Genomic DNA, 26599 nt, shown 5'->3' on the forward strand with positions numbered 1-26599 from the left:
ATGCACACACCTGAACCCCATATCGTGATCCAGCGCTTTACCGAGGCCCATCTTGAGGGCGTCGCAGCGCTCTATAACGAACCGGCGGTGTGTCGACAGGTGCTGCAAATGCCTTACCAATCGGTGGAGGCCTGGCGCAACAAGCTGGTGATGGACAACGAGCGTCGGCTGCAACTAGTGGCCGTGCACGGCGGCGAGGTGATCGGCCAACTCGGCTTGGAACAGTACCTGCGCGTGCGCCAGGCCCATGTGGGTTCGTTCGGCATGGGCGTTGCGCCGGCCTGGCAGGGCAAGGGGGTGGGGTCGCGTCTGTTGAGCGCTGCGCTGGACGTGGCTGACAACTGGATGAATCTTCACCGCGTGGAGTTAACGGTGTACGCCGACAACGAAGCCGCGCAACACCTGTACCGTAAATTCGGTTTCGAGGTGGAAGGGCTGCTGCGCGATTACGCCCTGCGTGACGGTGTGTTTGTCGACACCGTCAGCATGGCCCGTCTGCGCCAGCGGGGTTAACCCAGAGCAAACGCCACCGCAGCCTGCGCATGCAGCTCGGTGGTGTCCAGCAGCGGCAGGTCGCTGTGTTCGGGCTTGATCAACAGGCCTATTTCCGTGCAACCAAGAATGATTGCCTGGGCGCCACGGGCGGCCAGGGATTTGATCACCCGTTGATAGATCTGGCGTGAAGTGTCGCTGATCACGCCCACACACAACTCTTCGTAGATGATGCGGTGCACATCCTTACGCTCATCCGTGTCCGGCACCAACACCGTCAGGCCGTGATCGGTCAGGCGGGACTTGAGAAAGTCCTGCTCCATGGTGAATGCGGTGCCCAACAAACCGACCGTCAGCGTGCCGGCCTCCACTGCGGCCAAACCGGCTGCATCGGCGATGTGCAGGAACGGAATCGACACCGCCGCTTCGATGCGCGGCGCCACTTTATGCATCGTGTTGGTACACAGCACCACACACTCGGCGCCGCCAGCCTGCAGGCGGCGTGCAGCATCTTCGAGGATCTGCGCGGTGTCATCCCAACGCCCCGCATGCTGGGCCTGTTCCACTGGGCCGAAATCCACGCTGTACATCAACAGTTGCGCCGAGCGCAGCGGGCCCAGCTGGTCGCGCACACGCTGGTTGATGATGCGGTAATACTCGGCGCTGGACTCCCAGCTCATGCCGCCGATAAGGCCGATGGTGCGCATGTGATGTTCCTGACAAGGGATGTGACTTCACCTTACCCACTGGCCAACCAATAGTCATACGCAGTTGCCAGCCAAATGACCGGTGCAGTTTTAAGGCGTACGGCGAACCGCCGCATCTGCCATGATCAGTCTTCGCAACCTGGCTCACCCAAGGAAATCCGCAATGGACGATGTACAACAACTGGGCGAGATGCTTCGTCATTACGCCGACAGCGAAGCCCACAAAAAACAGCAATTCGACGTGCAGTCAGCCCGCTGGGCGCAAAAGCTCGGCGAGTTGTTCGGGCAGATTGAGCTGTGGCTGGAACCGGTCAAAACCGTCGGGCTGCTGGAAGTCAATCGTGAAGCCTATGTGGCCAGCGGCCCGAGCGTGCCGGTGGAGACGTCCACCTTCAAGACTGAGAAGCTCATTGTGCAGATCACCGGCAAAACCGTGGAGTTCGTGCCGGATGTGATGGGGGCGGGCGGTTCGATTTCCGTCGCGGTGATGGGCTTGACCGCAGCCCGCCACGGCAGCGTCTCGCTGGTGCTGGCGGCCGACAAGAACGACTGGCAGTGGAAGAAAACCAATGGTCTGAAAGACCCCGACACCTTCGGCTTCGACGCCAACTTCCTGGCTTCGCAATTACAAAGCCTGATCCCGCGCGATCGCGCTTGAGTCGTCAGCTTTGACGCCGATCCCAGGCCTGGCAAATGCCCGAGGCTAAATAAGGCGTATTCCCCAGGATTGGCTATACCTACAGCTCACTGTTTCGATGATGACCGCCAAGGAGTTCGATGATGAAACTAAGGCTAATGATCGGCGCGCTGTGTATCGCCACGCTGGGGATGACCGGTTGCGCCAGCAAGGTCACGCAACCGGATGAGTATTCGGGCTTTCTGTCCGACTACAGCCAACTCAAACAAGCCCAGTCGCCGTCGGGCGCCGTGGTGATGCGCTGGGTCGATCCCAAGCTGGACCTGAGCCGCTACAACGCGGCGTACATCGAACCGACTCAGTTCTACCCCAAACCCCACGCCACCGCGAAAATCCCCGAGAGCACCCTCAACGGTATCAACGCCTACTACAACCAAGCGCTCAAGCGTGAGCTGGCCAAGTCACTGCCCCTGGCCAGCGCGCCCGGCCCTGGCGTGATCGTGGTGCGCGCGGCAATCACCGCCGTCAGCAGCAAGACCGAGGGCCTGAAACCCTATGAATTCGTCCCGGTGGCCTTGGTGGCAGCGGCGGTGAGTACCGGTACCGGCATCCGTGACCAGGAAACCACTTTGGGGACCGAAGCGCAGTTCCTCGACGGGGCCACTGGCAAGGTGATCGCCCAGGTGGTGCGCAAAGGCACCGGCAAGCCGTTGGACAATGCTGCCCAGGTAATGAAGGCCGATGACGTCAAAAGCGTGATCGATGGCTGGGCGTCGGACCTGCATCAGTCCTATGTAAAGCTCAGAAACCACTAGAACGCATTTCTGGCCAGGCGGTTGTAATAGCTGAGCAGGGCGTCGTAGCGGCGGGTGACGCGGTAATAGTCGTCACTCAACTGCTGCGGCGCGGCGTGGTCCTGCCAGTCCTGGTGCAGGGTGGTCAACGCCTTGAGGTATTCATCGGCAGGCGCCTTGATGTTGTACCAGAGGTAAATCGCCTCATCGTCCAGCCTTCTGCTGGGCATGGCATTGAGAAAGACTCTGCTGTCCTCGGCGGCCTTGCGTACCCCCTCTGTCAAGTCAGCCACGCGCTGCGGGGTCAGGTTGGCGTCGCGCACGCCTTGCTCGATCTGGTTCACCGCCTGGCGCGCCGCGATCATGTAGTTGAGCAAGTGCCACTGCATGTCTCGGCCAAAGCGCGCTTCCAGCAACGCCAGTTGCGCGGGACGCACACTCAGGTCTTCATCCGCCAACTGTTGGCGCAGAGAAGTGGACGCCGTCAGGTACTTTTCGACGACCTGATCGTAGGCCAGCAGCAATTGCTTGCCAGCGGCCTCTGACGCTATTTCCTGCGTTGTCGGCGCCAGGCTGCGCGCCTGCACGCGAGTAACCCCATCGGCCAGTGCCGTGACGTTGTACAACGCTTGCGCGTAGGCACCGGCGGCGGCGAGCAAGTTGCTGTCGGGCGCCTGGCGTTCCAGCTTCACCGTGTACTGCTGCGAACATACCGACCGCTGGATAAGGTACGGCTCGGGCTCGTTGCGGTCGCCATAGGTATCGAGGGTGGGCTTGTCGGGCTCCACTTCGGGAATGGGGTAATACGCGAGGCGCGTGTCCCGGTCGACGCGGTTCACGCAATCAATGATCGGTGCCAGGGCACTGGCTCTGGCAGTGTAGGGACTGTCGCGCTGGTCCAGCCACAGTTGCACTTTTTGCAACGGTCTGGTGGCGCTGGCCACCCCGAGCAGGCCAAGGCCCAATGCGATGCTTATGGGTAACAACCATTTTGGATTCATGGCTTGCCCTCCTGGCCGTACCACTGTACTTGGGTGGCAGGCGCCTGGCACTCAACCACGCTACGTGGCATGCGGCTGCACAGGCGTTCGGTCCACTGCTGCAGACCTTGGTTGCGGGTAACCAGGTGCTGGTTGTCGAGCATCTTCAGCCCGGCATAGAGCGCGACCGCGCCAACAAGACAAAGCGCGCCGCCCAGGACGGCCCAGCGTGGATGCCGGGCGGTCCACGGGGTGTGGTGATTCATGAACGGCCGCTTGATCAAACCCACCAGCGCCAGTGCGACCGCCAGGGTCAAACTGGCGAACGGGCTGAACACATAACCCAACGCTGCGGCCAGAATGAGACCCGGTACCAGGTCACGTATCGGCAGCAACGGCAAGTGGGTCGGGCTGAGCCAGCGGGGCAAGCGTTGGCTGAGCTGTTCATCCAGCACGCGGTAATGGTGGGCCAGCGGTCGCCAGGCCTGCCAGGCTATGCCCGCACACACCACGGCGCTGATCGACCACAGAATGCCCTGGCCCAGGGTCGGTATTACTTTGCCGGCCAAGGCTTCGGCCTTTACCAGCACACCCACCAGGCAACTGAGCACCAGCGCAACGATCCACGGCCAGCTGTCCATGGAGGCCTCCCAGCCCTGCCAGAAATACACCGTGCCACCGGGCATGCCTTCGGCAACGCTGACGTGGTCGGCATAAATATCGGCACTCAACGTCTTGCAGGCCTTCCAGTCGTCTTCGTCGAAGCGCTGGGCAAAGGCACGGCGCTGGCCAAGGCTCATGGGTGCCAGTAGCAAGCGCGCGGCACGCTGTTGCGGGCTGTCGGGCGGTTGTGCGGCCAATGCACGTTGGTGCGCCATAAAAGCAGGACCTTCTTGGCGCTTCAACATCTGCGCCCAGTCTCCAGCGGGGCACCCATGATCTGCGCCACCGTGCCAGTTTTGTCCGGCGCAAACCGCTTCGAATACAGTGCTCGACCAGTAATGATGGTTGGCAAGCAGTCTGGCCAACCATTCGTTGAACCACTCGGCATGGGGATGATTGTTCACCCAGGCATGCGCGTTGGGTGTAGCGGCGTAGGCCGCCAGGAACGCAGCGTCGTCTTGCTGGCCAAGGGCTTGGTGCAAGGGGGTCTGCAATTGGGTCCGTTGCTGGAACTCCAGGGCGCTGATTAACGCGCTGGGCAGTTCCAGGCGTTGCCAGGCAGTCAGCCAGTTGAAGGTTTCGAAGGCCCACCGGGTGTCTTCGGCATTCAGATCGCCTTCGATGCAGCGCTGTAACAGGTGGACTTCCAGCAACAGCGCGGTGCCATCGGCCATGGCCGCTTCGTAATGCTGAGCGAGGGTTTGGTCGGGCGTCTCGACCAGCACGTCATCAGCGACCTGCTCGTCCGGGTTCCACGCCAGTGCAGCCTCATAGGCTTCGCGCAGGCGCTGAAAGCCCTGCGGGTCATCGTCCGGGCGGGTCTGTTTCAGCAAGGCGGCGTATTGGCGCTTGATCGTACGGCTATCGGCATCCGGTGTCAGTCCGAGGACATTCCAGCAAGTCATGTGCGGTACAGCTCCCTAGACAATCGCAGGCGCCATGCCTGTTTTACGGCGTGATATTCCAACGGTATGGGGCAGGGCGCGCCCGGTCCAGCGCTGTTGCGACCGGGCGCGAGGTGTCACTTAAGCGGTGCCAGTGGCGGTAGCTTCCATTGACCGGAACCTACCTCAGGCTTGGGCAGGTAGATGCGCAGCACAGCGAAGAATGGGCCGGGTGGAGCCGGCAACCAGTTGCTCTGTTCGGCTTTCGGTGGCTCATGGTGCTGTAGCGCCAGGGTCACGCCGCCATCGGCGTCGCGCTTGAGATCAGGCAACATGTGCGAGTTGATCAGGTAGCGTTTCTTGTGGTTGGGCACCAGCAACTTGGTCTTTGCGTCGTACAGGGTCAGGGACCAGAACGCATCGGCTGGCGGCAGTTGGTCCTTGGCGAAATGCACGGTGTAACTGTGGCGCGCACCGTTGGCAGGTTTGCCTTCGCTGTCGACGACGTACTCGAGGTAAGCGGCCTCGTCGCTGGAGTTGCCGAAGATCCCCATGTCCGCAGCGGCGTAGCGGTACAGGTAGTTGTTTTGCAGATGGTCGCGACTGCCGAACAAATCACCGCTGGACACTTGATGCGTGTCGATCCTGTCTTTTTTGAACGCTGCAAATTCAGCGCGGGCATCGCTGATGCCATCTTCCAGGGCTTTGCGCTGCTCGGCGGTCAACTGGTTGAGCGCGAAGGGTGCGCCGGGGGCGATGCCGATCCTGGCAAAACGCGCGAGCAGCTCTTTTTCACTGTCCTGAGGGGCGGCGAAGGAGAGCATGAAGTTCAGGTAGCGGAACAGCTGCGGGCCTTCGACCATGGTCGCCGTAGGCTTGGGCCATTCGACCTTCGGCGCCTTGGCCGGCGCGGCTTGTTTCACATAGCTGCTCAGGGACTGCACTTTGTAGCCGCTCTGGATCTGCTTGACCTTGTTCAGGTCTTTTTCATCGAACAGCTGCGTGCGGTACAGGGCGTAGGCGATATTGCTTTCGCTGTACACCACGCGGTCAACGTCCACCGGCTGCTGACCTTTCCAGTCCGGGCCGGCGATCATGTAGTGGCCGCCGTTGTTGCCGGTGCTGCGGGTGCCCAGGTAGGCGAAGTTTTGCGTGTAGAGGTCGATCAACTGCACCGAGTAGTAACGGTTGTCTTCGATCTTCGGCAACGTCAGCACCAGCGGCTCGCTGCGCAGGTCCATCCATACAAACGAGTAGGCCGTGTCGGAGCTCGGGGTCACGGACGCCGTGTCTTTGGGCGTAAACACTTGGGCGGTGTTGCCTATCCGGTTGAACGGCGCCTTGAAGTTGGCACCGCCTTTATCAACGGCCTGGGTGTAAAGCGTCTTGTACATCTGCACGACCGGGTAGCCATACAGATACGCTTCCTTGGCGATAGCCCGAGCTTCGCTCGGGGTCGCGGTGAAATCGGCCAAGGCGCCGGTACTCATGAGTATCGAGAGGCTCGCCAACAGCAGGCGCGTCGGTTGTTTGATCATGTTGTTGCGTCTCTTAATGAGCAGGGGTGATGTCTTCCAGTTTTCAGCTTTTATCGACGTTGGCCTCGGTCGGCGCATACAACCGTAAAAAGCTGAACCCGTGTTTGCCGGACGAAGTTTGCACCCAGTTGCGCTCGAAGTCTTTTGGCGCGTGCGTTGAGGGACACGATCGCGCTAGCGTCCTATTGAATGAGTAACGGGGCAGGGCGGCGACGAGTGTCAAACGTGGGGCAGCATCGCTTTGACTTTGTCACGCAGTTGATCGATGGAAAACGGCTTGGCAATCACCTGCATGCCGTCAGGCACATCGATGTTTTCGGCATAGCCGCTGGCGAACAGGATGGGCAGGGAGGGGCGCAGCTCACGCACTTTGGTTGCCAGTTGCTTGCCGTCCATATCGGGCAAGCCAACGTCGGTCATCATCAGGTCAATCACCTGGTCAGTATCTTTAACCTGTTCCAAGGCCTTTTCAGCGTCGCCTGCTTCAAGCACCTTGAACTCCAACTCCTCAAGCACATCGACGATCAGCATGCGCACGATGGCGTCGTCTTCAACGACAAGGATGGTGGAGATGACTGTGGACATAATATGGAATTCCCAAAAAAGGCGAGGTTTACCGGCTGCCGTTCTGACAGGCCTCTTCCTTGAGTAAGCGCGGCCTGTAGACAAGTTCCCGCAAGCGGTAAAAACAATGCAATACAAAAGGCTAGGGAGAATAGCTTGTTCCGCTGTAGGAATCTGTACAAAACAGCTTTAGAAAAATGGTCTTGCCCGCCAGTTTGGGGCAAACTCCCGGTTTTTCCGTATTTGGCCAAGGCATGCCCATGACTCCTGCGTCGTCCGTCGATGAAAAGAGCTTTCGTAACCTCCTGAGCCGGAACGTGGCATTGCCCCTGGGTGTGGGTGTGCTGAGCGCCGTGTTTTTCGTCTGCCTGATTACCTATTTGCTAACGGTGATCAAGTGGGTTGAGCACACCGATCGGGTAATCAATAACCTTAACGAGTCGTCCAAGCTCACCGTGGACTTGGAAACCGGCATGCGTGGTTTCCTGATTACCGGCGACGAGCATTTCCTCGACCCATACGAAGTGGCTAAGCCGCGCATCATTGCCGACCTGCGCAATTTGCAGGAACTGGTGGCCGATAACCCGCAACAGGTCGACCGCCTCAAACGCCTTGAGGCCATGCAGGACGAGTGGAATAAATACGCCCAGTCGATGATCGATATGCAGCGCCAAAGCGGTGATTACCGCGGCGCGGTCAAGGCTGGCCGCGGCAAGCGCCTCACCGATGAGATTCGCAAGGAGTACGACGATGCGGTGGCGATGGAGCAACAGCTTCGCCTCACTCGCAATGAGGACGTGACGCGCACCACGGTGATCAGTGTCACCTTGTACCTGGTATTCGTACTCGGTTTGAGTGGCTTTCTGGCGTATATCGGCCGGAAGAATTTACTTGCTCTATCACAGAGTTACGCCGCAACCCTCGCGTCTCAGCAGAAGATTGCACGGCGCCTCGAACAGCAGGCTTGGTTGCGCAACGGGCAAACCGAGCTGGCCGAACAAGTGCTGGGTCAACTGACCCTGAACATGCTGGGGCGCAATATCCTGCAATTTTTCGCCCAGTACATGGGCTCGGCGGTTGCGGCGCTGTATGTACGCGAAGAGCACGGCGGCCTCAAGCGGGTCGCCACTTATGGCTTCTCCCGTGACCAGGAGCAACTGGAACAATCGATCTACAGTGACGAAGGCATCGTTGGGCAGGCTGCCCAGCTGGATCGCCTGATTCGTCTGGACGACGTGCCGGTGGACTACTTTAAAGTCAGTTCCGGCCTCGGCGAAGGCGCCACCCGCAGCGTGCTGGTGATGCCGACCAGCGATGATGACCGCGTCAACGGGGTAGTCGAACTCGGCTTCCTGCGCCCGCTGGAGGACCGTGACGTTGAGTTGCTGGAACTCATCGGCGGCAACATCGGCACCTCCATCGAAGCCGCGCGTTATCGCCAGCGCCTGCAGGAAGTGCTGGCCGAAACCCAGCAGCTCAACGAAGAGCTGCAAGTGCAGCAGGAAGAGCTCAAGACCGCCAACGAAGAGTTGGAAGAGCAGTCACGCATCCTCAAGGAATCCCAGGCCCACCTGGAGACCCAACAAGCAGAGCTGGAGCAGACTAACGAACAATTGGCCGAGCAGGCCCAGACCCTGGCCGAACAGCGCGACGCCATGGACCGCAAGAACATCCAGCTCAATCAGGCTCAGGTAGAACTGGAAGACCGCGCCGAAGAGTTGCAGCGGTCCAGCAAATACAAGTCTGAATTCCTCGCCAACATGTCCCACGAACTGCGCACGCCGCTGAACAGCTCGTTGATTCTGGCCAAATTGCTGGCGGAAAACCCCCAGGACAACCTCAGTGCCGAACAGGTCAAGTTCGCCGAATCGATCTATTCGGCCGGTAATGACCTGCTCAACCTGATCAACGACATCCTGGATATTTCCAAGGTGGAAGCCGGCAAACTGGAAGTGCGCCCGGAAAACTCCAGCGTGACGCGTCTTGTGGACGGTCTGCGCGGGATGTTCGAGCCGCTGGCCGCCGACCGCAAGTTGGGGTTCCAGGTGGAGATCCAGCCAGGTGCGCCGATCATGCTGTACACCGACCGCCAGCGCCTGGAGCAGATCCTCAAGAACCTGCTGTCTAACGCAGTCAAGTTCACTGAACAGGGCCAGGTCAGCCTGTCGGTATCAAGCGCATCGGAAGGGGGCATTGCCTTTACCGTGCGAGATTCCGGGATCGGCATTGCTCCGGACCAGCAGGAAAGCATCTTCGAAGCCTTCCGCCAGGCCGATGGCACCACCAACCGGCGTTACGGCGGTACCGGCCTGGGCCTGTCGATCTCCCGGGACCTGGCGGCCTTGCTGGGTGGCTACATCAGCGTAACCAGTGAACCGGGCAAGGGCAGCGTTTTCACGCTGGTATTGCCGGAGCAGTACGTGGAGCGCGCCGAAGACGCGCCGCCGATCGAGCAGCCGCGCCAGGCCGTCGTAGTGCCGGCACCAACGCCGATCAAAGTGTCGCCGTTACCGGTGACCGACACTAAACTCATCCCGCGCTTTGCCGACGACCGCGACAAGGCACCGTTCACCACGCGCTGCATCCTGGTGGTAGAAGACGAGCCTAACTTCGCGCGCATCCTGTTCGACCTGGCCCACGAGCTGGGCTACCAATGCCTGGTCGCCCACGGTGCGGATGAGGGTTATAGCCTGGCCGAGGAATACATCCCCGATGCAATCCTGCTGGACATGCGCCTGCCGGACCATTCCGGGTTGACCGTGTTGCAACGCCTCAAGGAGCACGCCAGTACCCGTCATATCCCGGTGCATGTGATATCCGTCGAAGACCGAGTCGAAGCTGCCATGCACATGGGCGCCATCGGGTATGCGGTGAAACCCACCACCCGCGAGGAGCTCAAGGACGTATTTGCGCGCCTGGAAGCCAAGCTGACCCAAAAGGTCAAGCGCGTATTGCTGGTTGAAGACGACGACCTGCAACGCGATAGCATTGCCCGCCTGATCGGCGACGATGACATCGAAATTACCGATGTCGGTTACGCCCAGGCCGCGTTGGAGCTGCTGCGCACCAACGTCTACGACTGCATGATCATCGACCTCAAGCTGCCTGACATGCTCGGCAACGAGCTGCTCAAGCGCATGGCCACCGAGGACATTTGCTCGTTCCCGCCAGTGATTGTCTACACCGGGCGTAACCTCACCCGTGATGAAGAGGCCGAGCTGCGCAAGTACTCGCGCTCAATCATCATCAAGGGCGCCCGTTCGCCTGAGCGCCTGCTGGACGAAGTCACACTCTTTCTGCACAAAGTCGAATCCCAGCTGTCCCATGACCGCCAGAAGATGCTCAAGACTGCCCGCAGCCGCGACAAGGTCTTCGAGGGGCGCAAGATCCTGTTGGTGGACGACGATGTGCGCAACATCTTCGCCCTCACCAGCGCCCTGGAGCATAAAGGTGCCGTGGTGGTGATCGGGCGTAACGGCCGTGAAGCCATCGAGAAACTCAATGAAGTCGACGATATCGACCTGGTGCTGATGGACGTGATGATGCCGGAGATGGACGGTTACGAAGCCACCGCCCTGATCCGCCAGGACCCGCGTTGGAAGAAGCTGCCGATTATTGCGGTGACGGCCAAGGCCATGAAGGACGATCAGGAGCGCTGCCTCGCGGCGGGTTCCAACGATTACTTGGCAAAGCCGATCGATCTGGACCGTCTGTTCTCACTGATTCGCGTATGGCTACCCAAGATGGAACGCATTTAAGTGGAGCACGTTTTTTTGGACAAGAGCAGCGACATTGAGCTGCGCCTGCTGATTGAGGCGATATACCTCAAGTACAGCTATGACTTTCGCGACTACTCGGGTGCGTCGGTCAAACGCCGTGTGGCTCACGCCCTGCGCCAGTTCGACTGCGCGACCATTTCGGCGTTGCAGGAACGGGTGCTGCATGATCCAGCGGCATTCATGCAATTGCTGCAATTTCTCACGATCCCGGTGAGCGAGATGTTTCGCGACCCGTCGCACTTCCTGGCGATCCGCCAGGAAGTCGTGCCGCTGCTCAAAACCTATCCGTCGATCAAGATCTGGATCGCCGGCTGCAGCACAGGGGAGGAGGTGTACTCCATGGCGATCCTCCTGCGCGAAGAAGGGCTGCTGGAGCGCACGATCATCTATGCGACGGACATCAATCCTGCCTCGCTCGATAAAGCCAAGCAGGGCATCTTTTCCCTGGAGAACGTGCGCGCCTACACCGCCAACTATCAGCAGGCGGGTGGGCAGCGTTCATTTGCCGACTACTACACGGCGGCTTACGATTACGCGATCTTCGACAAGACGCTGCGCGAGAACGTGACCTTTGCTGATCACAGCCTGGCGACCGATAGCGTGTTCTCAGAAACTCAATTAATTTCATGCCGTAACGTACTGATATACTTCAATAAAAAGTTGCAAGACAGGGCGTTTGGGTTGTTTCATGAGTCGCTGTGCCATCGCGGCTTCCTGGTGCTGGGCAGTAAGGAAACCCTGGATTTTTCTGCCTACAGCAAGCAGTTCGAAGCCTTGGTCAAGCAAGAGCGGATCTACCGGAAATCATGAACGACGCGCAAGCCAGCCCGATTCGCGGGATTGAAGCCATCGTCGTCGGCGCGTCTGCCGGCGGTGTGGAGGCGTTGCTGCATATTTTTGGCGAGCTGCCTGCGGGCTTTGGATTGCCGATCATTGCCGTGCTGCACCTGCCAGATGAGCGCCGCAGCCAGCTGGCCGAGGTATTTGCGCGGCGCTTGCGTATCCCGGTCCTTGAAGCTCGTGACAAAGAAATTATTGCAGCGGGCTCCCTGTATTTCGCCGGTCCCGGCTATCACCTGTCGGTGGAGCATGACCGCAGTCTGTCCCTGAGCCAGGAGGATCGCGTGCATCATTCCCGGCCCGCCATCGATTACCTGTTCGCGTCCGCCGCTGATGCCTATGGCAAAAACTTGCTGGCTATTCTGCTGACCGGCGCCAACCAGGACGGCGCGAAAGGGTTAGCCCATGTCAAGCGCTCGGGGGGGATCACCGTCGTGCAAGACCCCGCCGAGGCGCGTATTTCGGTGATGCCGCTAGCGGCCCTGGCCTTGCATACACCTGACCATATTCTCACGCTGAGCCAAATTGGCTCGTTGCTGGCTTTGCTGGAATCCTCCCCATGTTAAGTACCTTCCAGGCCAAACTGCTGATCGTCGACGATCTGCCGGAGAACCTGCTGGCTCTCGAAGCGCTGATCAAACGCGAGGATCGCCAGGTCTTCAAAGCGTTGAGCGCCGACGAGGCCTTGTCCCTGTTACTGGAACACGAATTCGCCATGGCGATTCTCGACGTGCAGATGCCCGGCATGAACGGTTTTGAATTGGCCGAACTGATGCGAGGCACCGAAAAAACCAAGAACATCCCGATCGTGTTCGTCAGTGCCGCCGGCCGCGAACTCAACTACGCCTTCAAGGGCTACGAGAGCGGCGCGGTGGACTTCCTGCATAAACCGCTGGATATCCACGCGGTGAAGAGCAAGGTCAATGTCTTCGTCGACTTGTACCGCCAAAGCAAGGCCATGAAGCAACAGGTTGAAGCGTTGGAGCGCAGCCGCCGCGAGCAGGAGCAGTTGCTGAACCGCCTGCAGGCCACCCAGGCCGAGTTGGAACAGGCTGTGCGCATGCGTGATGACTTTATGTCGATTGTCGCCCATGAGGTGCGTACGCCCCTTAACGGGCTGATCCTGGAGACACAGCTACGCAAGATGCACCTGGCACGGGATAACGCCGCCGCGTTCACCCTGGACAAGATGCACGCGATGGTTGACCGCGATGAGCGGCAGATCAAAAGCTTGATTCGCCTGATTGAAGACATGCTTGATGTGTCGCGCATTCGCACCGGCAAACTGTCGATCCGCCCCGCAAGGTTTGACCTCGCGCAACTGGTCAGCAACCTGGTGGAGAACTTCGCGCCACAAGTGGCAGCCGCCGACTCGTCGATGCAACTGGTTGTGCAAGGGCCCGTCGAAGGGAACTGGGATGAGTTCCGCATTGAGCAGGTAGTCACCAACCTGCTGACCAACGCCTTGCGCTACGGGGCCAAAAGCCCGGTGGAGGTGCAGGTGTACAGCGAGCATGGCGAAGCTCGGGTCGAAGTGCGCGACCACGGTATCGGCATCAGTGCAGAGAACCAGAAGCGTATTTTCCAGCAGTTCGAGCGCGTGTCTGCCAGCCAAGTGGCGGCGGGCCTGGGCCTTGGGCTGTTTATTTCCGAGCAGATCGTTGCGGCCCATGGCGGCACCATCGAGGTCGAAAGCCAGATAGGCGAGGGCGCGCTGTTTCGGGTGTGTCTGCCCCTTGAAACGTCAGCGTGAAATCAATCGTCACTTCGACGCAACCTCTGCGTGACCCCATGGTCGTACTTGCAGCAATTGACCGAACGAAGGCTTCCCATGAGTGAAGATGCACAAGATGTCGTACTGATCGTCGAGGACGACGAATCCATTATGTTTGTGCTGGGTGAATACCTGGCAGGCCTGGGTTATCGGGTCCTGAAGGCGATCGACGGCAAGCAAGCGTTCGAGATTCTGGCGACCAAGCCGCACTTGGACCTGATGGTCACCGACTACCGTCTGCCGGGCGGGATTTCCGGGGTACAGATCGCAGAACCGGCGATCCAGTTGCGACCGGAATTGAAGGTCATTTTTATCAGCGGTTACCCGCAGGAAATTCTCGAATGCAACAGCCCGATCACGCGCAATGCGCCGATCCTGGCCAAGCCGTTTGACCTGGATACCCTGCACGAGCATATCCAACGCTTGCTGGCGTGAAAAAGTGGCGCGTGGGCGCCACTCAATTCAATCGTTAACGTTTTAACCTTTGAACATTGGCGTTGAGCGTACTGGCTGGCGTGTACGCGAACTGCCAACCGCGTTTTCCGTCAATACCATTGAGGAAGGCCTGCAGACCTTTGTCGTTGCTCAGTGGATAGACCGTCATACCGCCGCTAATTACCGGGAGGTTGCCATTTTTGATCATGGCCATATCCAGATCCGGACTATTAGTGTTGAAAAGGTACAACTGATTGTCTTTGGTTTTTTGGATGTAGACGGTGTGCGCGAACGCTTCGCCCTCATTGGTATGCTTGAAATTCAATAGCCCGGACTCTGTAATGTCAGCGCTGTTGAACACCGTTTGGAGGTTATCTGTTTTGATTCCCATCAGGTCCAGGTAATGCGGCGAATAGTTTGTGCCGCCGCTGCGGTCTGTAGCCTTTATGACAGCATCGTACACTTCAGATGAAAGGCTTTTTTCAGCCTGCCCCACCCGCATAGACGCCTCGTAACAAACCAGGCCCTGATTACCCGGCGCTTTGTGCAGTATTTCCAAGTTCTGTCTCAACTGAGTGTTAGACAGTTTTTGGGGGCCGGACGGAGTGAGGGGGGCGCTGTACAAGCTGTTGACGTCCAGATTGAAAACGCTGTTTTTTTGCTGCCAGTCATCCGTGTGATCAAAGACCTTGAATTCCAACTTTGTTGGGTCGGTGCTATGGGTTTTATAGGGGGGCTGAAGTTTCTTGTCACGCGTCAGTTTTTCTAAGCCTTTTTGCATCGCCTCTGCGCTTGAGAAGTTGGCGAGACCATGGTTGGGATCATAAAAGTAATACGTTTTATACCCGCCATCGACTTTTACTCCTGCGGCCATCGCATGGCCTGGAGAGTCGATCATTAATGATTTCGAAACCGTCGAATTGGACAGCTCTCTGACCATGTCTTGAATGGAAACCTGGCGGGTGGGCTGTCCTGCGTGGAAGGCACTTTGGCCACCCGTTTTGCTTTGGACTTTACTGAGCTTGGCGACAAAATCCCTGGAGGCCGGATCTAAAGCAAAGGCCGCGGCGGTGTACATATTCTTGATTAACACTTGCTCCTTGCCTTGCGCCATCGCCGTTGCCATGGCACGTGCGAGAGCCGCGCACTGACCATCAGACAATTGCCCTGTTTGGGTGAGGTAAATGATTTGGGGCATAGGCGTAACGTCGCCGAAGCGCGGCTCAATGTTGCCTATAAATCGCGCCGATGTGTTTTTACCGAACTGATAGGCCATGTCGTCATATTTTTTGACCAACATGCCGACCTGTTCTGATGTCAGGGTTTTACTGGCGCCAAGCTTCATTAAGTCAGCCAATGACATCTTATTGGAGTAGCCACTGATCTTCCGCGGGTCTCCGTAAATATAGCCGCGGTCAAACGCCTCTTTATCTGGCCCTTCTCGATGGGTTCTAACGGATTTCTTCCAGTCGCCGACCACCGCGCCACTTATTCTTTTTGCAGGGTCCGTTGCTGTCGCAAAACTTCCCAAATCATTGCTGTGTACCGAAGGCAGGAAGTCTTTTATGGCAGGGCCGTAGGGTTGCCCGGTTGCCGGGTTGAAGGCGTACCACTTTCCATCGAGAAGGGTTGCCGGTGCTTCAATGAACTCGTTGTTGACCTTGAATGTTCCCACCGAGGCCGCGTCGAAACGTTTACTGGCGGACACCAGGTCATAACTGCCAGCAGAATGAGTCAGTGTTCTAAAACCCTTTAGTACTGATGTGGAACCAGTTTTCGCGAGGTAAAAGGCCCCCTTGGCGAGGTCCGTTGCGCCGTCGAAGGGATTAAGACTTCCTATGGCTGTACGCCCGACAATCTTAGCGCCGTGGAGCAGCTTGCTGAGTGCGGAAGCGCCGGACATCATTGCTTTGGCGCCCTTTGCCGCCGCACCGGCCCCGACGATAAAACCAAACACATCCAATGTCAGATCCAAAACGCCTTCAGCGTAATCACCGTTTTGAAAGTTGAAAATCGCCGACCTTAATGGGATCAGATTCAACATGAACTCACGCACCTTTTTGTGAAAAGGCTCCTCAGTGTCAAAGGTCGTTTGTTGTTGGGCCTCCATTGTGAGTGCTTTGATATTGATGTGTTTGATAAACGCATCGGCAATATAAGAGGTACGTTCACTGTTAAAGCTATCGGGCGTGGCGGCTGCGCCAGTTTTTTCATCCGTGAGGCCTGACGCGGACGGTGTGTCGGGAATCACCTGGACAAGTTTTCTATCAGGATGGGTGTGACCGGTTGGGAATCTTCCAGGTCGAAAATCGCCCAGGTCGGTACGTTCGGTAATTTTTGCGTGTTTTAGATCTATCTCGTAGGTATGAACCTGACCCATGCGTTCAGTTTTGACCAACAGGTTGTGATCGTCACGCTCGCGTATTTTCGGCATGAGAGAGAAGGGTGAATAGTCAATGTATTGCTCTTTAACAATAGTTAATTTTCCGAGTTCAAGATTATTTCGCGTGGAAATGGGTTGTTGCGATATCAAGTGTTTGACTTGCGTGCCCAGGCTTTTTTCCATGCCTGAGCAGTACGCCGAAAACGCACTTTTGAAGGCCGAGGAAAGATGAGGGAGTTGTTTTATCGTTTTCAGGACCTCGCTGATATTGACGCCAGAGGCTGACGAAACAAACCTGCTGGGCGAGTAGGGGGATCCGTCGGTGAAGAGCGCTCTATAAAAAGCATCGGGTTGGGCGGTGGGTGCGCCATGTGCACTTCTTCCATCCATGTACAAATCCAGGACCGAATAAGGTCCGGGGAAATCCGCAACAGAAGGCTCCAGCGTGATGCACTTTTCATCAAACAGTGCCGCAGCCATGTGCGGCAGCGCCTTCTGTAACTGTTCCCGCGCCATGTCCCTGGCTATCGGCATCGGTGCACGTTGCGCGTCGCTGGCAGTTTTCAATTCAGCGATCCGAACATGAAACGCGTTGCGCACTGCGTTCATCTGCGTTTCGTTTTCAGGGTAAGGCAAGCCATTGGCACGCCCCCAGTCCTTGAGCGCTTCCTGCTGGACAAGGAACTCAGTACGGCGCTCCTCTTCAGAGATCGGTGCGATCGCCGCTTGCAGCATCACTTCGCCGTAGGTCATCGCCGCCGTTGATCCCGCTGCCTTGGCCTCAAGGCGCCCGACGGCGGTAACAAAACTGACCCAACTGTGAGAGCCGAAGGTCAGGCTTTCGGGGATGTCCTTGACCAGCAACTCCGGCGTACGACTTGCCAACAGCAGGTGGGCTTGCAGCGAGGCTTTCTCGGGCGACGATGCTTGGCCTGAGGACACCAGGTAGTCGCTCAGGTCCTTGACGATGCCCGCTACGGGCTTCCCGAAAACATTAGGGCCCAAGGTAGAAATGCCCGCTACGTAGCCTCTGGGAGCGCCTGGTTGAACCTTACGGTCAATACTCAGCGCAGCCAGCAGCCAGTCGTTGGGACTGCCTTTCACAGACTTTGCATCGAAACTGCTCTGCAGTGCTTCGCCAAGTGCCTGCCCCCTGGGCGACTGGATCAACCTGTCGATGACCCGTTGAGGATGACGTAACTCGGAAGGCTCGAATGTCGCGTCTTGCGCCAGGTACTCCAGCACGCTCTTGAAAGGCTTCAGGTCAATGTCGCTGATCTTGCCGTGACGTAGGTTTGCCCTCAGTTGCCACTGGCTGCGGGTGTCGAGTGGTATCGGCCATGCCAGTGCACCACCATAGTTGCCATGGGGCGGGTGTTGGGGTTCTGGTCGGAGGAGGGCCGCGGCGAGATTCTCCGCTTCCTGGTGATTGGTGGGAATATCCCAACCGTTTGCCTGCAGGTAGTGCTCAAGTGTGGCTTCGCCCCATGTGTTCATCGCAGCTTCTGGATAGCTGCTGTCGGGGGCGATCTGGACGTTGTTTTTCTGCAGGTGATCAAGAATCAGCTCGGAGGGAAGATCGCCACGCTTTAAAAGCATGGCGAGATGCGTGAACGCAAACGCGGCATCACGGCGGGTATTCTTATCTCCCAGGGCCTTCTTTTGCCCTGTGAGTGCCTCCTCACTGCGCGCCTCTTGAAGGCCGGCGGGTAGCTGCGCAAAGGATTTATCCTGCGCCAATTGCGCCGCTCTGTCCTGGCGCTCTGCGACTGACGATTTTTCGGGCTCCCGATAGAAGCGCTTCACCAGCCATAACGGCGCGCTGTTGCTGTGTTCGGACAACGGCGGGGAGAAAGTGGAAAGTCCGTTGCCGGCCGCTATGACCTTCGCCGCCTCAACGACAGGGCCGCTTACCCCGGACCACTGCTTGTCTTCCTGGCCATGCGTCTGTGTCACTGGTGATGCGGTGATATAGCGCTGAACTTTGAAAGATACTTGACCCGATTCGGGCGTGATTTTCACTGTGCGGCTATCCACCCCGATGTGTCTCATCCACTCCTTGACATCATCGGACTGCATCGCTCGCCCTAATTGCGCCCACCACTGACCGAATGTGGAGTTGGGAGGAATGTTTTCTATCATCACCTCCCGATCCTGACTTTCAACATCAGTCAAGCGAAGGAGTGCCTTGCCATAAATCTCGGCCAGAAGGCTGTCGCCCTCGGAACGGGCGGTGTCATGGGAGGGGACGGGACCTTCAGTCCTGAGCCCAGGCTTATTGAACTGGGGTTGATCTACGGACGTCAGTGGCGCGTTGACGTTCATCGGGAGGTGATGACTGAGCACTACATCATTACGGGATGGGATCATTGGCTAGCTCGTCAGGTCGGCAGGGAGGAACACCCTAGGTGTCACTGTCAGTACCCAAAACCGTTCTGGCGATTCCGCTTATCCCGACGCCAATGATTTCCGAACTTTTCCCTCTTGACCTGGCTGTGCCGCAAGCAATAAATGCATCACATCACGCCCGGATCATCTCCCGCACCTTCGCCGTCAACAAATCAAAGGTAAATGGCTTGGTAATCAACTGCATGCCAGGGTCGAGAAAACCCCCGCGCACGGCGGCATGTTCGGCATAGCCGGTAATAAACAATACCTTCAGATCCGGCCGCATCTGCCGGCCGATCTCTGCCATTTGTCTGCCGTTCATGCCGGGCAAGCCGACATCGCTGATCAACAGGTCGATCCGCTGTTCAGATTCAATGATCGGCAATGCCGTATTGGCGTCCTCTGCCTCAACAAACCCATAACCCAGCTCTTTAAGTACTGCGCTGACCAGCACGCGTACGGCGGGATCGTCTTCGACGATCAGCACGGTCTCCCCGGAATTGGCAAATGGCAGCAACGCAGGGTCGACGGGTGCGGGCACGACGGTCTCACCCAGAAAACGTGGCAGGAACAAGCTGACGGTCGTCCCAAGGCCCACCTCGCTGTGCAGGGTGACGTGTCCGCGGGACTGACGGGCGAAGCCGTAGATCATCGATAAACCAAGGCCGGTGCCTTGGCCGATCGGCTTGGTGGTAAAGAAGGGATCGAACACACGGCCAATCACGCTTTGTGGGATGCCGCAGCCGTTATCACTGATGCTCAGCTCAACGTAATCGCCTGGAGGCAGGGTGCCAAAAGCAGCGGTGAAAACGCTGTCCAGGTGCCGATTCGACGTTTCCACCGTCAGCTTGCCGCCGTTGGGCATTGCATCGCGGGCATTGAGCACCAGGTTGAGCAGGGCGCTTTCCAGCTGATTGGGGTCGGCTTCAGCTGTCCAAGGCTGGTCGGTGAGTTGCATCTCAAGGGTAATGCTTTCATTGATGCTGCGTTCCAGCAGTTCACCCATGGAGCTGACCAGTTCATTGATATTGACCGGTTTGGAGTCCAAGGATTGCCGGCGGGAAAACGCTAGCAACCGATGGGTCAATCCGGCTGCGCGGTTAGCTGACGTGACGCCAAGATCGATGAGGCTATCGAGGTCGTCCAACTTGCCACGGGACACGCGCCTGCGCAGTAACTCGAGGCTGCCGATAATCCCGGTGAGCATATTGTTGAAGTCGTGGGCGATACCGCCCGTCAATTGGCCGACGGCTTCCATTTTCTGTGATTGGCGCAGCGCCTCTTCGTTGTGGCGCAGTTGCGCGGTGCGCTCTTCGACTTGTTGTTCAAGGGTTTCAAGTGTGCGTTGCAGGCGCAGTTCGCTTTCGCTCAAGTCGATCAGGCGGTCACGCGCCTCGTACTGGCGACGACGGCCGCGCAGAGCAGCGCTGACCAGGCTGATCAGGGTCACCGGGTGGAAGGGCCGCTCCAGGAAGGTCACATTGCCGAGCAGGCCACTGAGGTGGGACGAACCGTTCTGTTCGCTGCCGCCGTGATGGGTCATCAGCACGATGGGCATATCCGACCAAGCGGGCTGCTGGTGCAGTTTTTCCAGCAGAGGCTCCAGATCGATACCGCGCAAGGCTTCGGCGGCAATGATCAACAGACCTGCACCTTCTTCCATCGCGTCGCACAGCATCGGCAGGTGGGTCGCGACGATGCCGGAGTAACCGGCTTCGTTGAGCATCATCAACGCCAGTGAACTGTCGCGCCCCACTGGCGCCAGGATGATCGCGCGTTCGGAAACGCCAAGTAGATTCGGCACTATTGCTCATCCTTGAGCAAAGGGGAGCCTGCGCCCATGTAGGTCGGGATGCCGCGCAGTACGCCCTGGAAGTTGTCCAAGGGCTCGCCGACGGTCAAGCCACGGTTGCTGATGCGGTATTCACGAATGGTCGACTCGTGGGCGCCGGTACGTTTCTTGATGATCGAAATCGCCCGGCGGACTTTGCCCAGCGCTTCGAAGTAACGCAGCAGAATCACTGTGTCGGCCAGGTAGGTGATGTCGACCGGTGCTTGCATGTCACCCACCAACCCGTGTTGAGCGACTGTCATGAAGGTCGCCGCACCGCGACGGTTGAGGTACAGCAGCAACTCGTGCATGTGCAGGATCAGCGCATTTTCTTCAGGCATCGCCGCCTGGTAACCGTTGATGCTGTCGATCACCACGGTTTTGATACCCCCTTCGTCGATAGCGCGGCGCACCCGGTGGGAGAACTCGCCAGGGGACAGTTCGGCAGCGTCCACTTGTTCGATCATCAAGTTGCCGGTGGCCTGCAGCGCTTCAAGGTCGATACCCATGTTTTTCATGCGTTCAAACAACAACCCCAGCTCTTCGTCGAAGATAAACAGCGCTGCCTTTTCGCCGCGTAACACGGCGGCGGCAGCGAAGATCATCGAGATCAACGATTTGCCGGTACCGGCCGGGCCGAGAATCAGGCTGCTGGAGCCCGTCTCGATACCGCCGCCCAACAATGAGTCCATCTCGCTGATGCCGCTGGTGAGCGTCTGGCGGTTGTAACCACCGCGGTGTTCGGCGGCCACCAGGCGAGGGAATACATGCACCCCGTCCTGCATGATGGTGAAGTCGTGGAAACCGCCGCGATACTTCTGTCCACGGTACTTCACCACACGAACCCGGCGGCGTTCGGCACCGTAGTTCGGCGTCAACTCTTCCAGACGGATCACGCCGTGAGCCACGCTGTGCACGGTTTTATCCAGGGATTCAGTGGTCAGGTCGTCCAACAGCAGTACGGTGGCGTCATAACGCACGAAGTAGTGCTTGATGGCGAGGATCTGCCGGCGATAACGCAACGAACTCTGCGCCAGCAGGCGGATCTCAGAGAGGCTGTCGACGACCACGCGGGTCGGCTTGACCCGTTCCACCACCTCAAAGATCTGCCGCGTAGCTTCACCCAGCTCAAGGTCAGAGGAATACAGCAGGCTCTGTTGGTGCTCGGCATTTAGCAAGCTTTCCGGTGGGGTCAGCTCAAAAATATGGATGTTGTCATCCAGGTCCCAACCGTGGGATTTGGCGCCCTGGCGCAACTCGCGCTCAGTCTCCGACAAGGTGATGTACAAGGATCGCTCGCCGTTTTTTGCCCCGGCCTGAAGGAAATGCAGGGCCACGGTGGTTTTACCGGTACCAGGTTCACCTTCCAGCAAAAACAGGTGGCTGCGCGATAGCCCCCCGGCAAGAATGTCATCAAGACCTTCGATGCCGGTGGCCGCCTTTTCACTGAACAGCTCTTTGGATGTAGACAAGAAGTGCCCTCGGGTCACGTACAAGTGGAAGGGCATGTTCGTCACAACACGCCATGTTTACTTGACCGTGGCACTATGCAACCGTTCAACAAACGGCTCAATTTATCGGTACAGGCGAGCCGTCCGCGAGGTGTCGTGGCGTGTCTTAGAGCCCTTGCTGCAAGGCCGGATCGTCCGGATTCTGTTGCTCAAGCTGAGCCAGCAGCACTTGGACATTCTGCAACTGCCCACTCTCTTTCCAGTAGTTGACCAGCAGCACCCGAGCCTTGCGATTGGCCGGGTGGCGCTGGACGATTTCTTCCAATTGGCGCTGCGCTGCCTCCAGCTCCTGCTGGTCGTGCAGGGTGGTGGCCAGGTCGTAGCGGTAATCCTGATTATCCGGCTCAAGCTCTACCGCTTTGGACAGGCCGAGGAGGGCATAAGGCCGCTCGCCATGGTGCAGCAGCCACATGCCGAGGGCGTGTTGCAAGTAGGCGGATTCGGGGTGAGACGCCAACTGCCGCGCCAGCAATTGGCGGGACTCGTCGGTCTTGCCTTGCTTATCCAACAGCTCGATCTGCGCGACCACTGCTTGCAGGTTGTCCGGTTGCAAACGCATCGCCTGTTCCAGGGCCTGTTGCGCCTCCGGCAACAGCGCGCTGTGGATGTAGAGGCGTGCCAGCTGGATCCACCCCTCGGCGGTTTCGGGCTGGGCCTTGAGGTATTTCACGAATTCGTCCAACACCTGCTGCAGCGGCCCGAAATACAGGCCAAGGGTGTCCGGCGAAAGGCCGAGCAAGGCATTGGCGGCGGCAAAGCGCACGCTTTGCTCGGGGTCATCCAGCGCCGGGCCCAGCAGCAGGGTGCGCTGGCCCGTGGGCACCAGGCCGACAATGCTGTGGATCGCCGCTTCGCGCACCACCGGCGATTCATTGATCAGGTCTTTATCCGCCAGCTTCAGGGCCTGGGGGCTTGGATAGTTGTGCAGTTCGGCATGCAGGGCGGCGCGGCGCTCATCGGTCAGGTCCGGGCGGCCCAATTGCTGATACAGCACTCGGGCGGCGCCAGGCTCGCCGTTACGCGCCTGTTTCAGCGCTTTGGCGTAGCCATGGGCAATCGCGGGAGCCACAGCCACCGGGGCGGAGCGGGAGAAATACCAGGTGAGCAGCACAATGAAGAACAGGGCGCACAGGCCGACGATGGCGTAACGGCGTGACTTTGACATGCAGGCGTCCGAAAGCTTGAGTAGCTATTACAAAGGCCGTCAGCTTCGGTCAGACCAGGGCAGGTGTCAAACCGGCGTCAGGTGAGCACGTACTCCACTGGCTCCAAGGGCGCTGGCAGTTCGGTTTCGCCCAGCGCCGCGAGAATCTCGCGCTCCAAGGTGCGTAGGAGCGCATTGCAGGGCAGGTCGTTTTCATCAAAGCCGAACGGGTCTTCCAGGTCATCGCCGATTTCATCCAGGCCAAAAAAGGTGTAGCTGACAATGGCGGTGAACACCGGTGTCAGCCAGCCCAGAGGTTCGGCCATGGCGAAGGGCAGCAGAATACAGAACAGGTAGATGGTGCGGTGCAAAAGCAGCGTGTAAGGGAAGGGCAGTGGCGTGGTCTTTATCCGCTCGCACGAGGCCTGAACCTGACTCAGGCTGACCAAGCGGGTTTCCAGCTGGGTGTAGCGCCACTCGCTGATGACGCCCTGCTGAGCCAGTACCGAAAACCGCCCGCCGAGCTGTTGCAGCACACGGTCCGGCAGGTTGGGATGGTCCGCTTCCACACTGGCCCAGGGCTCTATCGCCTGAGCTTCATTTTCATGGCGCAGTCGTGCGATCAACCCATGGGCAAAGCCCCCCAGCCCGCGCAACACGCGCGCACGTTCAGCGGCATCGGCGAGTACTTGTGTTTCACGGATCAGCGAGCGCACCTCGATGATCATCTGCCCCAACTGCTTGCGGCCCTCCCACCAACGGTCATAGCAGGCATTGTTGCGAAAGCTCATGAAGATCGACAACGAGAGCCCGAGCAAGGTGAAGGGCGTGGCGTTGACCTTGGAGAAGTACGCGGGGTGCAGGGTTTCCACGAGCACGATCACTGACGCCAGCAACGTGACCAGTAGGCTGCGCAAGGCGATGCGCTTGGCAATCGAACCTTTGAGGGAAAACAGGATACCCAGGAGATTGGGTTTAGGACGCACGATCATGGGGGGCTTCTTTGGTGGCGCAGACCATCAGGTTAGAAGCTGATAGGGAGGGCGTCCAATCGCTTGGGCCTACCGGCTGATCGGTGGGGTCTATGATCGGAGGTGCGCCAGCTTCTGTGTCAAGCAGGCCTCTGTGGTGGGCGGAGCAAGTCCGCTCACCACCAGTGCCTTGCCCCCTTGGCCAAACCAGTCAGCCATGTTGAAAGCTTTGACCATTGTCGCTGTGCAGCACCCAAGCGACTATCAGGGCCCTACGCTCGTTACCCGGTCCATCGTTCAAGGAAACAATGATGCAGATTGAAAACAAGGTTTTTCTGGTCAGCGGCGGCGCTTCGGGCCTCGGCGCGGCCACCGCTGAGATGCTGATCGCCGCTGGTGCCAAGGTGATGCTGGTGGATTTGAACGCCGAAGCGGTCGCCGCCAAGGCCAAGCAATTGGGTGAAAACGCCCGCAGTGCGGTGGCCGACATCAGCCAGGAAGCTGCTGCTGAAACCGCCGTTCAAGCCACGGTTTCGGCCTTTGGCGGCTTGCACGGGTTGGTCAATTGCGCAGGCGTGGTGCGCGGCGAGAAAATTCTCGGCAAGAACGGCCCTCACGTGCTGGCGAACTTCGCCCAGGTGATCAACGTCAACCTGATCGGCAGCTTCAACCTGTTACGCCTGGCCGCTGCGGCCATTGCGGAAACCGAAGCGAATGCCGACGGTGAACGCGGCGTGATCATCAATACCGCTTCCGTGGCCGCCTTCGATGGGCAAATCGGTCAGGCTGCGTATGCGGCCTCCAAAGGTGCCATCGCCAGCCTCACACTGCCCGCGGCTCGTGAATTGGCGCGTTTCGGTATTCGCGTAATGACCATCGCTCCCGGTATCTTCGAGACGCCCATGATGGCCGGCATGACGCCGCAAGTGCGCGACTCCCTGGCCGCCGGCGTGCCATTCCCGCCACGCCTGGGCAAGCCTGCCGAATACGCCGCACTGGTGCGGCACATCATTGAAAACAGCATGCTCAATGGCGAGGTGATCCGTCTTGACGGCGCCTTGCGCATGGCAGCCAAGTAAGGAGAGTGACCCATGACTGATCCCATCGTGATTGTCAGCGCCGTGCGCACGCCCATGGGCGGGTTCCAGGGTGACCTCAAGGGACTGACCGCGCCTCAACTCGGTGCCGCCGCTATTCGTGCAGCGGTTGAGCGCGCCGGTATCGCCACCGACGCCGTGGATGAAGTGCTGTTTGGCTGCGTACTCCCTGCTGGCCTGGGCCAGGCGCCAGCGCGGCAAGCGGCATTGGGCGCCGGGTTGGACAAGTCCACCCGTTGCACCACCCTCAACAAGATGTGCGGCTCAGGTATGGAAGCCGCCATCCTGGCCCATGATTCACTGCTGGCGGGCAGTGTCGATGTGGTGATTGCTGGCGGTATGGAGAGCATGTCCAACGCGCCGTATTTGCTGGACCGCGCCCGCAGTGGCTACCGCATGGGTCATGGCCGCGTCCTCGACCACATGTTCCTCGACGGGCTGGAAGACGCTTACGACAAGGGCCGCCTGATGGGCACCTTCGCCGAAGACTGCGCCCTGCATAACGGCTTCACCCGTGAAGCCCAGGATGCCTTCGCCATTGCCTCCCTGACCCGCGCTCAGGAGGCGATCACCCACGGCAACTTCGCTGCCGAAATCGTCCCGGTACAGGTCACTGTCGGCAAAGAGCAAAAAACCATTCTGCACGATGAGCAGCCCCCCAAAGCCAAGCTGGACAAGATTGCCAGCCTCAAACCGGCGTTCCGCGAAGGCGGCACGGTGACAGCGGCCAACTCCAGCTCGATTTCCGACGGTGCTGCGGCGCTGCTGCTGATGCGCGAGTCCGAGGCGCACAAACGTGGGCTCAAGCCGTTGGCGGTGATCCATGGGCATGCTGCATTTGCCGATGAGCCGGGGCTGTTTCCCGTGGCGCCAGTGGGTGCGATTCGCAAATTGATGAGCAAGACCGGCTGGAACCTTGATGAAGTGGATCTGTTCGAGATCAACGAAGCCTTCGCGGTGGTCAGCCTGGTGACCATGAGCAAGCTGCAAATCCCCCATTCCAAGGTCAACGTGCACGGCGGTGCCTGCGCCCTCGGCCACCCGATTGGTGCCTCGGGTGCCCGCATCCTGGTGACCTTGCTCTCGGCCCTGCGCCAGAAGGGCCTCAAGCGTGGCGTTGCCGCGATCTGCATCGGCGGTGGTGAAGCCACAGCCATGGCCGTCGAATGCCTGTATTAAGGAGCCAC

The 26599-nt window shown here is 58.8% G+C and carries 20 protein-coding genes; 10 read left to right on the plus strand and 10 right to left on the minus strand.

The annotated features are described in order from the left end of the window. Positions 1-513 carry a GNAT family N-acetyltransferase gene (locus tag CKW32_RS09680; RefSeq protein WP_032885684.1) on the plus strand — a complete coding sequence of 171 codons (513 nt, stop codon included), beginning with the start codon at positions 1-3 and terminating at the stop codon, positions 511-513. Here CKW32_RS09680 and CKW32_RS09685 read toward each other — a convergent pair. Next, a complete protein-coding gene (locus tag CKW32_RS09685) occupies positions 510-1199 on the minus strand; it encodes an aspartate/glutamate racemase family protein (RefSeq protein WP_032885683.1) in 690 nt (229 codons plus the stop codon). The genes CKW32_RS09680 and CKW32_RS09685 overlap by 4 nt on opposite strands. A gap of 163 nt (positions 1200-1362) precedes the next feature. Between CKW32_RS09685 and CKW32_RS09690 the strand changes: the two genes are divergently transcribed. Then, positions 1363-1857, plus strand: a complete 495-nt coding sequence (locus tag CKW32_RS09690; protein WP_095184740.1) for a hypothetical protein — start codon at positions 1363-1365, stop codon at positions 1855-1857. A 122-nt stretch (positions 1858-1979) separates the two neighbouring features. Next, entirely contained in the window at positions 1980-2651 is a 672-nt protein-coding gene (locus CKW32_RS09695; protein WP_032885681.1) for a DUF3313 domain-containing protein, read from the plus strand. On the opposite strand, the gene CKW32_RS09700 is transcribed toward CKW32_RS09695, so the two are convergent. The 4 genes from CKW32_RS09700 to CKW32_RS09720 form a co-directional block, all read right to left on the minus strand. After that, entirely contained in the window at positions 2648-3631 is a 984-nt protein-coding gene (locus CKW32_RS09700) for a DUF3829 domain-containing protein (protein WP_095184741.1), read from the minus strand. The two genes, CKW32_RS09695 and CKW32_RS09700, sit on opposite strands and share 4 nt — an antisense overlap. Next, positions 3628-5178, minus strand: coding sequence for a J domain-containing protein (locus CKW32_RS09705; RefSeq protein WP_095184742.1), 1551 nt, complete (start codon positions 5176-5178; stop codon positions 3628-3630). Before CKW32_RS09705 ends, CKW32_RS09700 begins: the two co-directional genes overlap by 4 nt. Positions 5179-5294: 116 nt before the next feature. After that, entirely contained in the window at positions 5295-6695 is a 1401-nt protein-coding gene (locus CKW32_RS09710) for a DUF1254 domain-containing protein (RefSeq protein WP_095184743.1), read from the minus strand. A gap of 219 nt (positions 6696-6914) precedes the next feature. Next, on the minus strand, positions 6915-7280 hold the full coding sequence (locus CKW32_RS09720) for a response regulator (protein WP_032885677.1): 366 nt from the start codon (positions 7278-7280) through the stop codon (positions 6915-6917). Positions 7281-7519: 239 nt separating this feature from the next. On the opposite strand from CKW32_RS09720, the gene CKW32_RS09725 reads away from it, so the two are divergent. From CKW32_RS09725 to CKW32_RS09745, 5 genes are all read left to right on the plus strand, one after another. Next, a complete protein-coding gene (locus CKW32_RS09725; RefSeq protein WP_095185024.1) occupies positions 7520-11017 on the plus strand; it encodes a response regulator in 3498 nt (1165 codons plus the stop codon). Continuing rightward, on the plus strand, positions 11018-11848 hold the full coding sequence (locus CKW32_RS09730; protein WP_177326419.1) for a protein-glutamate O-methyltransferase CheR: 831 nt from the start codon (positions 11018-11020) through the stop codon (positions 11846-11848). Further along, a complete protein-coding gene (locus CKW32_RS09735) occupies positions 11845-12444 on the plus strand; it encodes a chemotaxis protein CheB (RefSeq protein ID WP_032885676.1) in 600 nt (199 codons plus the stop codon). Before CKW32_RS09730 ends, CKW32_RS09735 begins: the two co-directional genes overlap by 4 nt. Then, positions 12438-13631, plus strand: coding sequence for a hybrid sensor histidine kinase/response regulator (locus CKW32_RS09740; RefSeq protein ID WP_095184745.1), 1194 nt, complete (start codon positions 12438-12440; stop codon positions 13629-13631). Before CKW32_RS09735 ends, CKW32_RS09740 begins: the two co-directional genes overlap by 7 nt. A gap of 78 nt (positions 13632-13709) precedes the next feature. Further along, the gene (locus tag CKW32_RS09745; protein ID WP_032885674.1) at positions 13710-14087 is read left to right on the plus strand and encodes a response regulator; all 378 of its coding nucleotides are present in this window, start codon (positions 13710-13712) and stop codon (positions 14085-14087) included. 34 nt (positions 14088-14121) lie between these two features. Here the strand turns inward: CKW32_RS09745 and CKW32_RS09750 are convergent, their stop codons facing one another. The 5 genes from CKW32_RS09750 to CKW32_RS09770 all read right to left on the minus strand — a co-directional run bounded on the left by CKW32_RS09750 (position 14122) and on the right by CKW32_RS09770 (position 24336). After that, positions 14122-18840, minus strand: coding sequence for a hypothetical protein (locus tag CKW32_RS09750; protein WP_143499353.1), 4719 nt, complete (start codon positions 18838-18840; stop codon positions 14122-14124). A gap of 151 nt (positions 18841-18991) precedes the next feature. Then, complete coding sequence (locus CKW32_RS09755; protein WP_095184747.1) at positions 18992-20662, minus strand: response regulator; 1671 nt, start codon at positions 20660-20662, stop codon at positions 18992-18994. Beyond that, complete coding sequence (locus tag CKW32_RS09760; RefSeq protein WP_032885743.1) at positions 20662-22161, minus strand: ATPase domain-containing protein; 1500 nt, start codon at positions 22159-22161, stop codon at positions 20662-20664. Before CKW32_RS09760 ends, CKW32_RS09755 begins: the two co-directional genes overlap by 1 nt. A gap of 145 nt (positions 22162-22306) precedes the next feature. Continuing rightward, positions 22307-23365 carry a tetratricopeptide repeat protein gene (locus CKW32_RS09765; protein WP_095184748.1) on the minus strand — a complete coding sequence of 353 codons (1059 nt, stop codon included), beginning with the start codon at positions 23363-23365 and terminating at the stop codon, positions 22307-22309. Positions 23366-23442: 77 nt separating this feature from the next. Further along, entirely contained in the window at positions 23443-24336 is an 894-nt protein-coding gene (locus tag CKW32_RS09770; protein WP_095184749.1) for a bestrophin family protein, read from the minus strand. A 290-nt stretch (positions 24337-24626) separates the two neighbouring features. Between CKW32_RS09770 and CKW32_RS09775 the strand changes: the two genes are divergently transcribed. Beyond that, positions 24627-25394, plus strand: coding sequence for an SDR family NAD(P)-dependent oxidoreductase (locus CKW32_RS09775; RefSeq protein WP_095184750.1), 768 nt, complete (start codon positions 24627-24629; stop codon positions 25392-25394). A gap of 12 nt (positions 25395-25406) precedes the next feature. Further along, on the plus strand, positions 25407-26591 hold the full coding sequence (locus tag CKW32_RS09780) for an acetyl-CoA C-acyltransferase (RefSeq protein WP_032885669.1): 1185 nt from the start codon (positions 25407-25409) through the stop codon (positions 26589-26591). Positions 26592-26599 lie beyond the last annotated feature (8 nt).

This window comes from Pseudomonas sp. Irchel 3H9 (genome assembly GCF_900187495.1).
GTDB classification, from domain to species: Bacteria; Pseudomonadota; Gammaproteobacteria; order Pseudomonadales; family Pseudomonadaceae; genus Aquipseudomonas; species Aquipseudomonas sivasensis.

Excerpts from the sequence above, each read along its gene's own strand:
- CKW32_RS09680 (WP_032885684.1), top strand. The coding sequence starts at position 1 with ATGCACACACCTGAACCCCATATCGTGATCCAGCGCTTTACCGAGGCC.
- CKW32_RS09685 (WP_032885683.1), bottom strand. The coding sequence starts at position 1,199 with ATGCGCACCATCGGCCTTATCGGCGGCATGAGCTGGGAGTCCAGCGCC.
- CKW32_RS09690 (WP_095184740.1), top strand. The coding sequence starts at position 1,363 with ATGGACGATGTACAACAACTGGGCGAGATGCTTCGTCATTACGCCGAC.
- CKW32_RS09695 (WP_032885681.1), top strand. The coding sequence starts at position 1,980 with ATGAAACTAAGGCTAATGATCGGCGCGCTGTGTATCGCCACGCTGGGG.
- CKW32_RS09700 (WP_095184741.1), bottom strand. The coding sequence starts at position 3,631 with ATGAATCCAAAATGGTTGTTACCCATAAGCATCGCATTGGGCCTTGGC.
- CKW32_RS09705 (WP_095184742.1), bottom strand. The coding sequence starts at position 5,178 with ATGACTTGCTGGAATGTCCTCGGACTGACACCGGATGCCGATAGCCGT.
- CKW32_RS09710 (WP_095184743.1), bottom strand. The coding sequence starts at position 6,695 with ATGATCAAACAACCGACGCGCCTGCTGTTGGCGAGCCTCTCGATACTC.
- CKW32_RS09720 (WP_032885677.1), bottom strand. The coding sequence starts at position 7,280 with ATGTCCACAGTCATCTCCACCATCCTTGTCGTTGAAGACGACGCCATC.
- CKW32_RS09725 (WP_095185024.1), top strand. The coding sequence starts at position 7,520 with ATGACTCCTGCGTCGTCCGTCGATGAAAAGAGCTTTCGTAACCTCCTG.
- CKW32_RS09735 (WP_032885676.1), top strand. The coding sequence starts at position 11,845 with ATGAACGACGCGCAAGCCAGCCCGATTCGCGGGATTGAAGCCATCGTC.
- CKW32_RS09740 (WP_095184745.1), top strand. The coding sequence starts at position 12,438 with ATGTTAAGTACCTTCCAGGCCAAACTGCTGATCGTCGACGATCTGCCG.
- CKW32_RS09745 (WP_032885674.1), top strand. The coding sequence starts at position 13,710 with ATGAGTGAAGATGCACAAGATGTCGTACTGATCGTCGAGGACGACGAA.
- CKW32_RS09750 (WP_143499353.1), bottom strand. The coding sequence starts at position 18,840 with ATGATCCCATCCCGTAATGATGTAGTGCTCAGTCATCACCTCCCGATG.
- CKW32_RS09765 (WP_095184748.1), bottom strand. The coding sequence starts at position 23,365 with ATGTCAAAGTCACGCCGTTACGCCATCGTCGGCCTGTGCGCCCTGTTC.
- CKW32_RS09770 (WP_095184749.1), bottom strand. The coding sequence starts at position 24,336 with ATGATCGTGCGTCCTAAACCCAATCTCCTGGGTATCCTGTTTTCCCTC.
- CKW32_RS09775 (WP_095184750.1), top strand. The coding sequence starts at position 24,627 with ATGCAGATTGAAAACAAGGTTTTTCTGGTCAGCGGCGGCGCTTCGGGC.
- CKW32_RS09780 (WP_032885669.1), top strand. The coding sequence starts at position 25,407 with ATGACTGATCCCATCGTGATTGTCAGCGCCGTGCGCACGCCCATGGGC.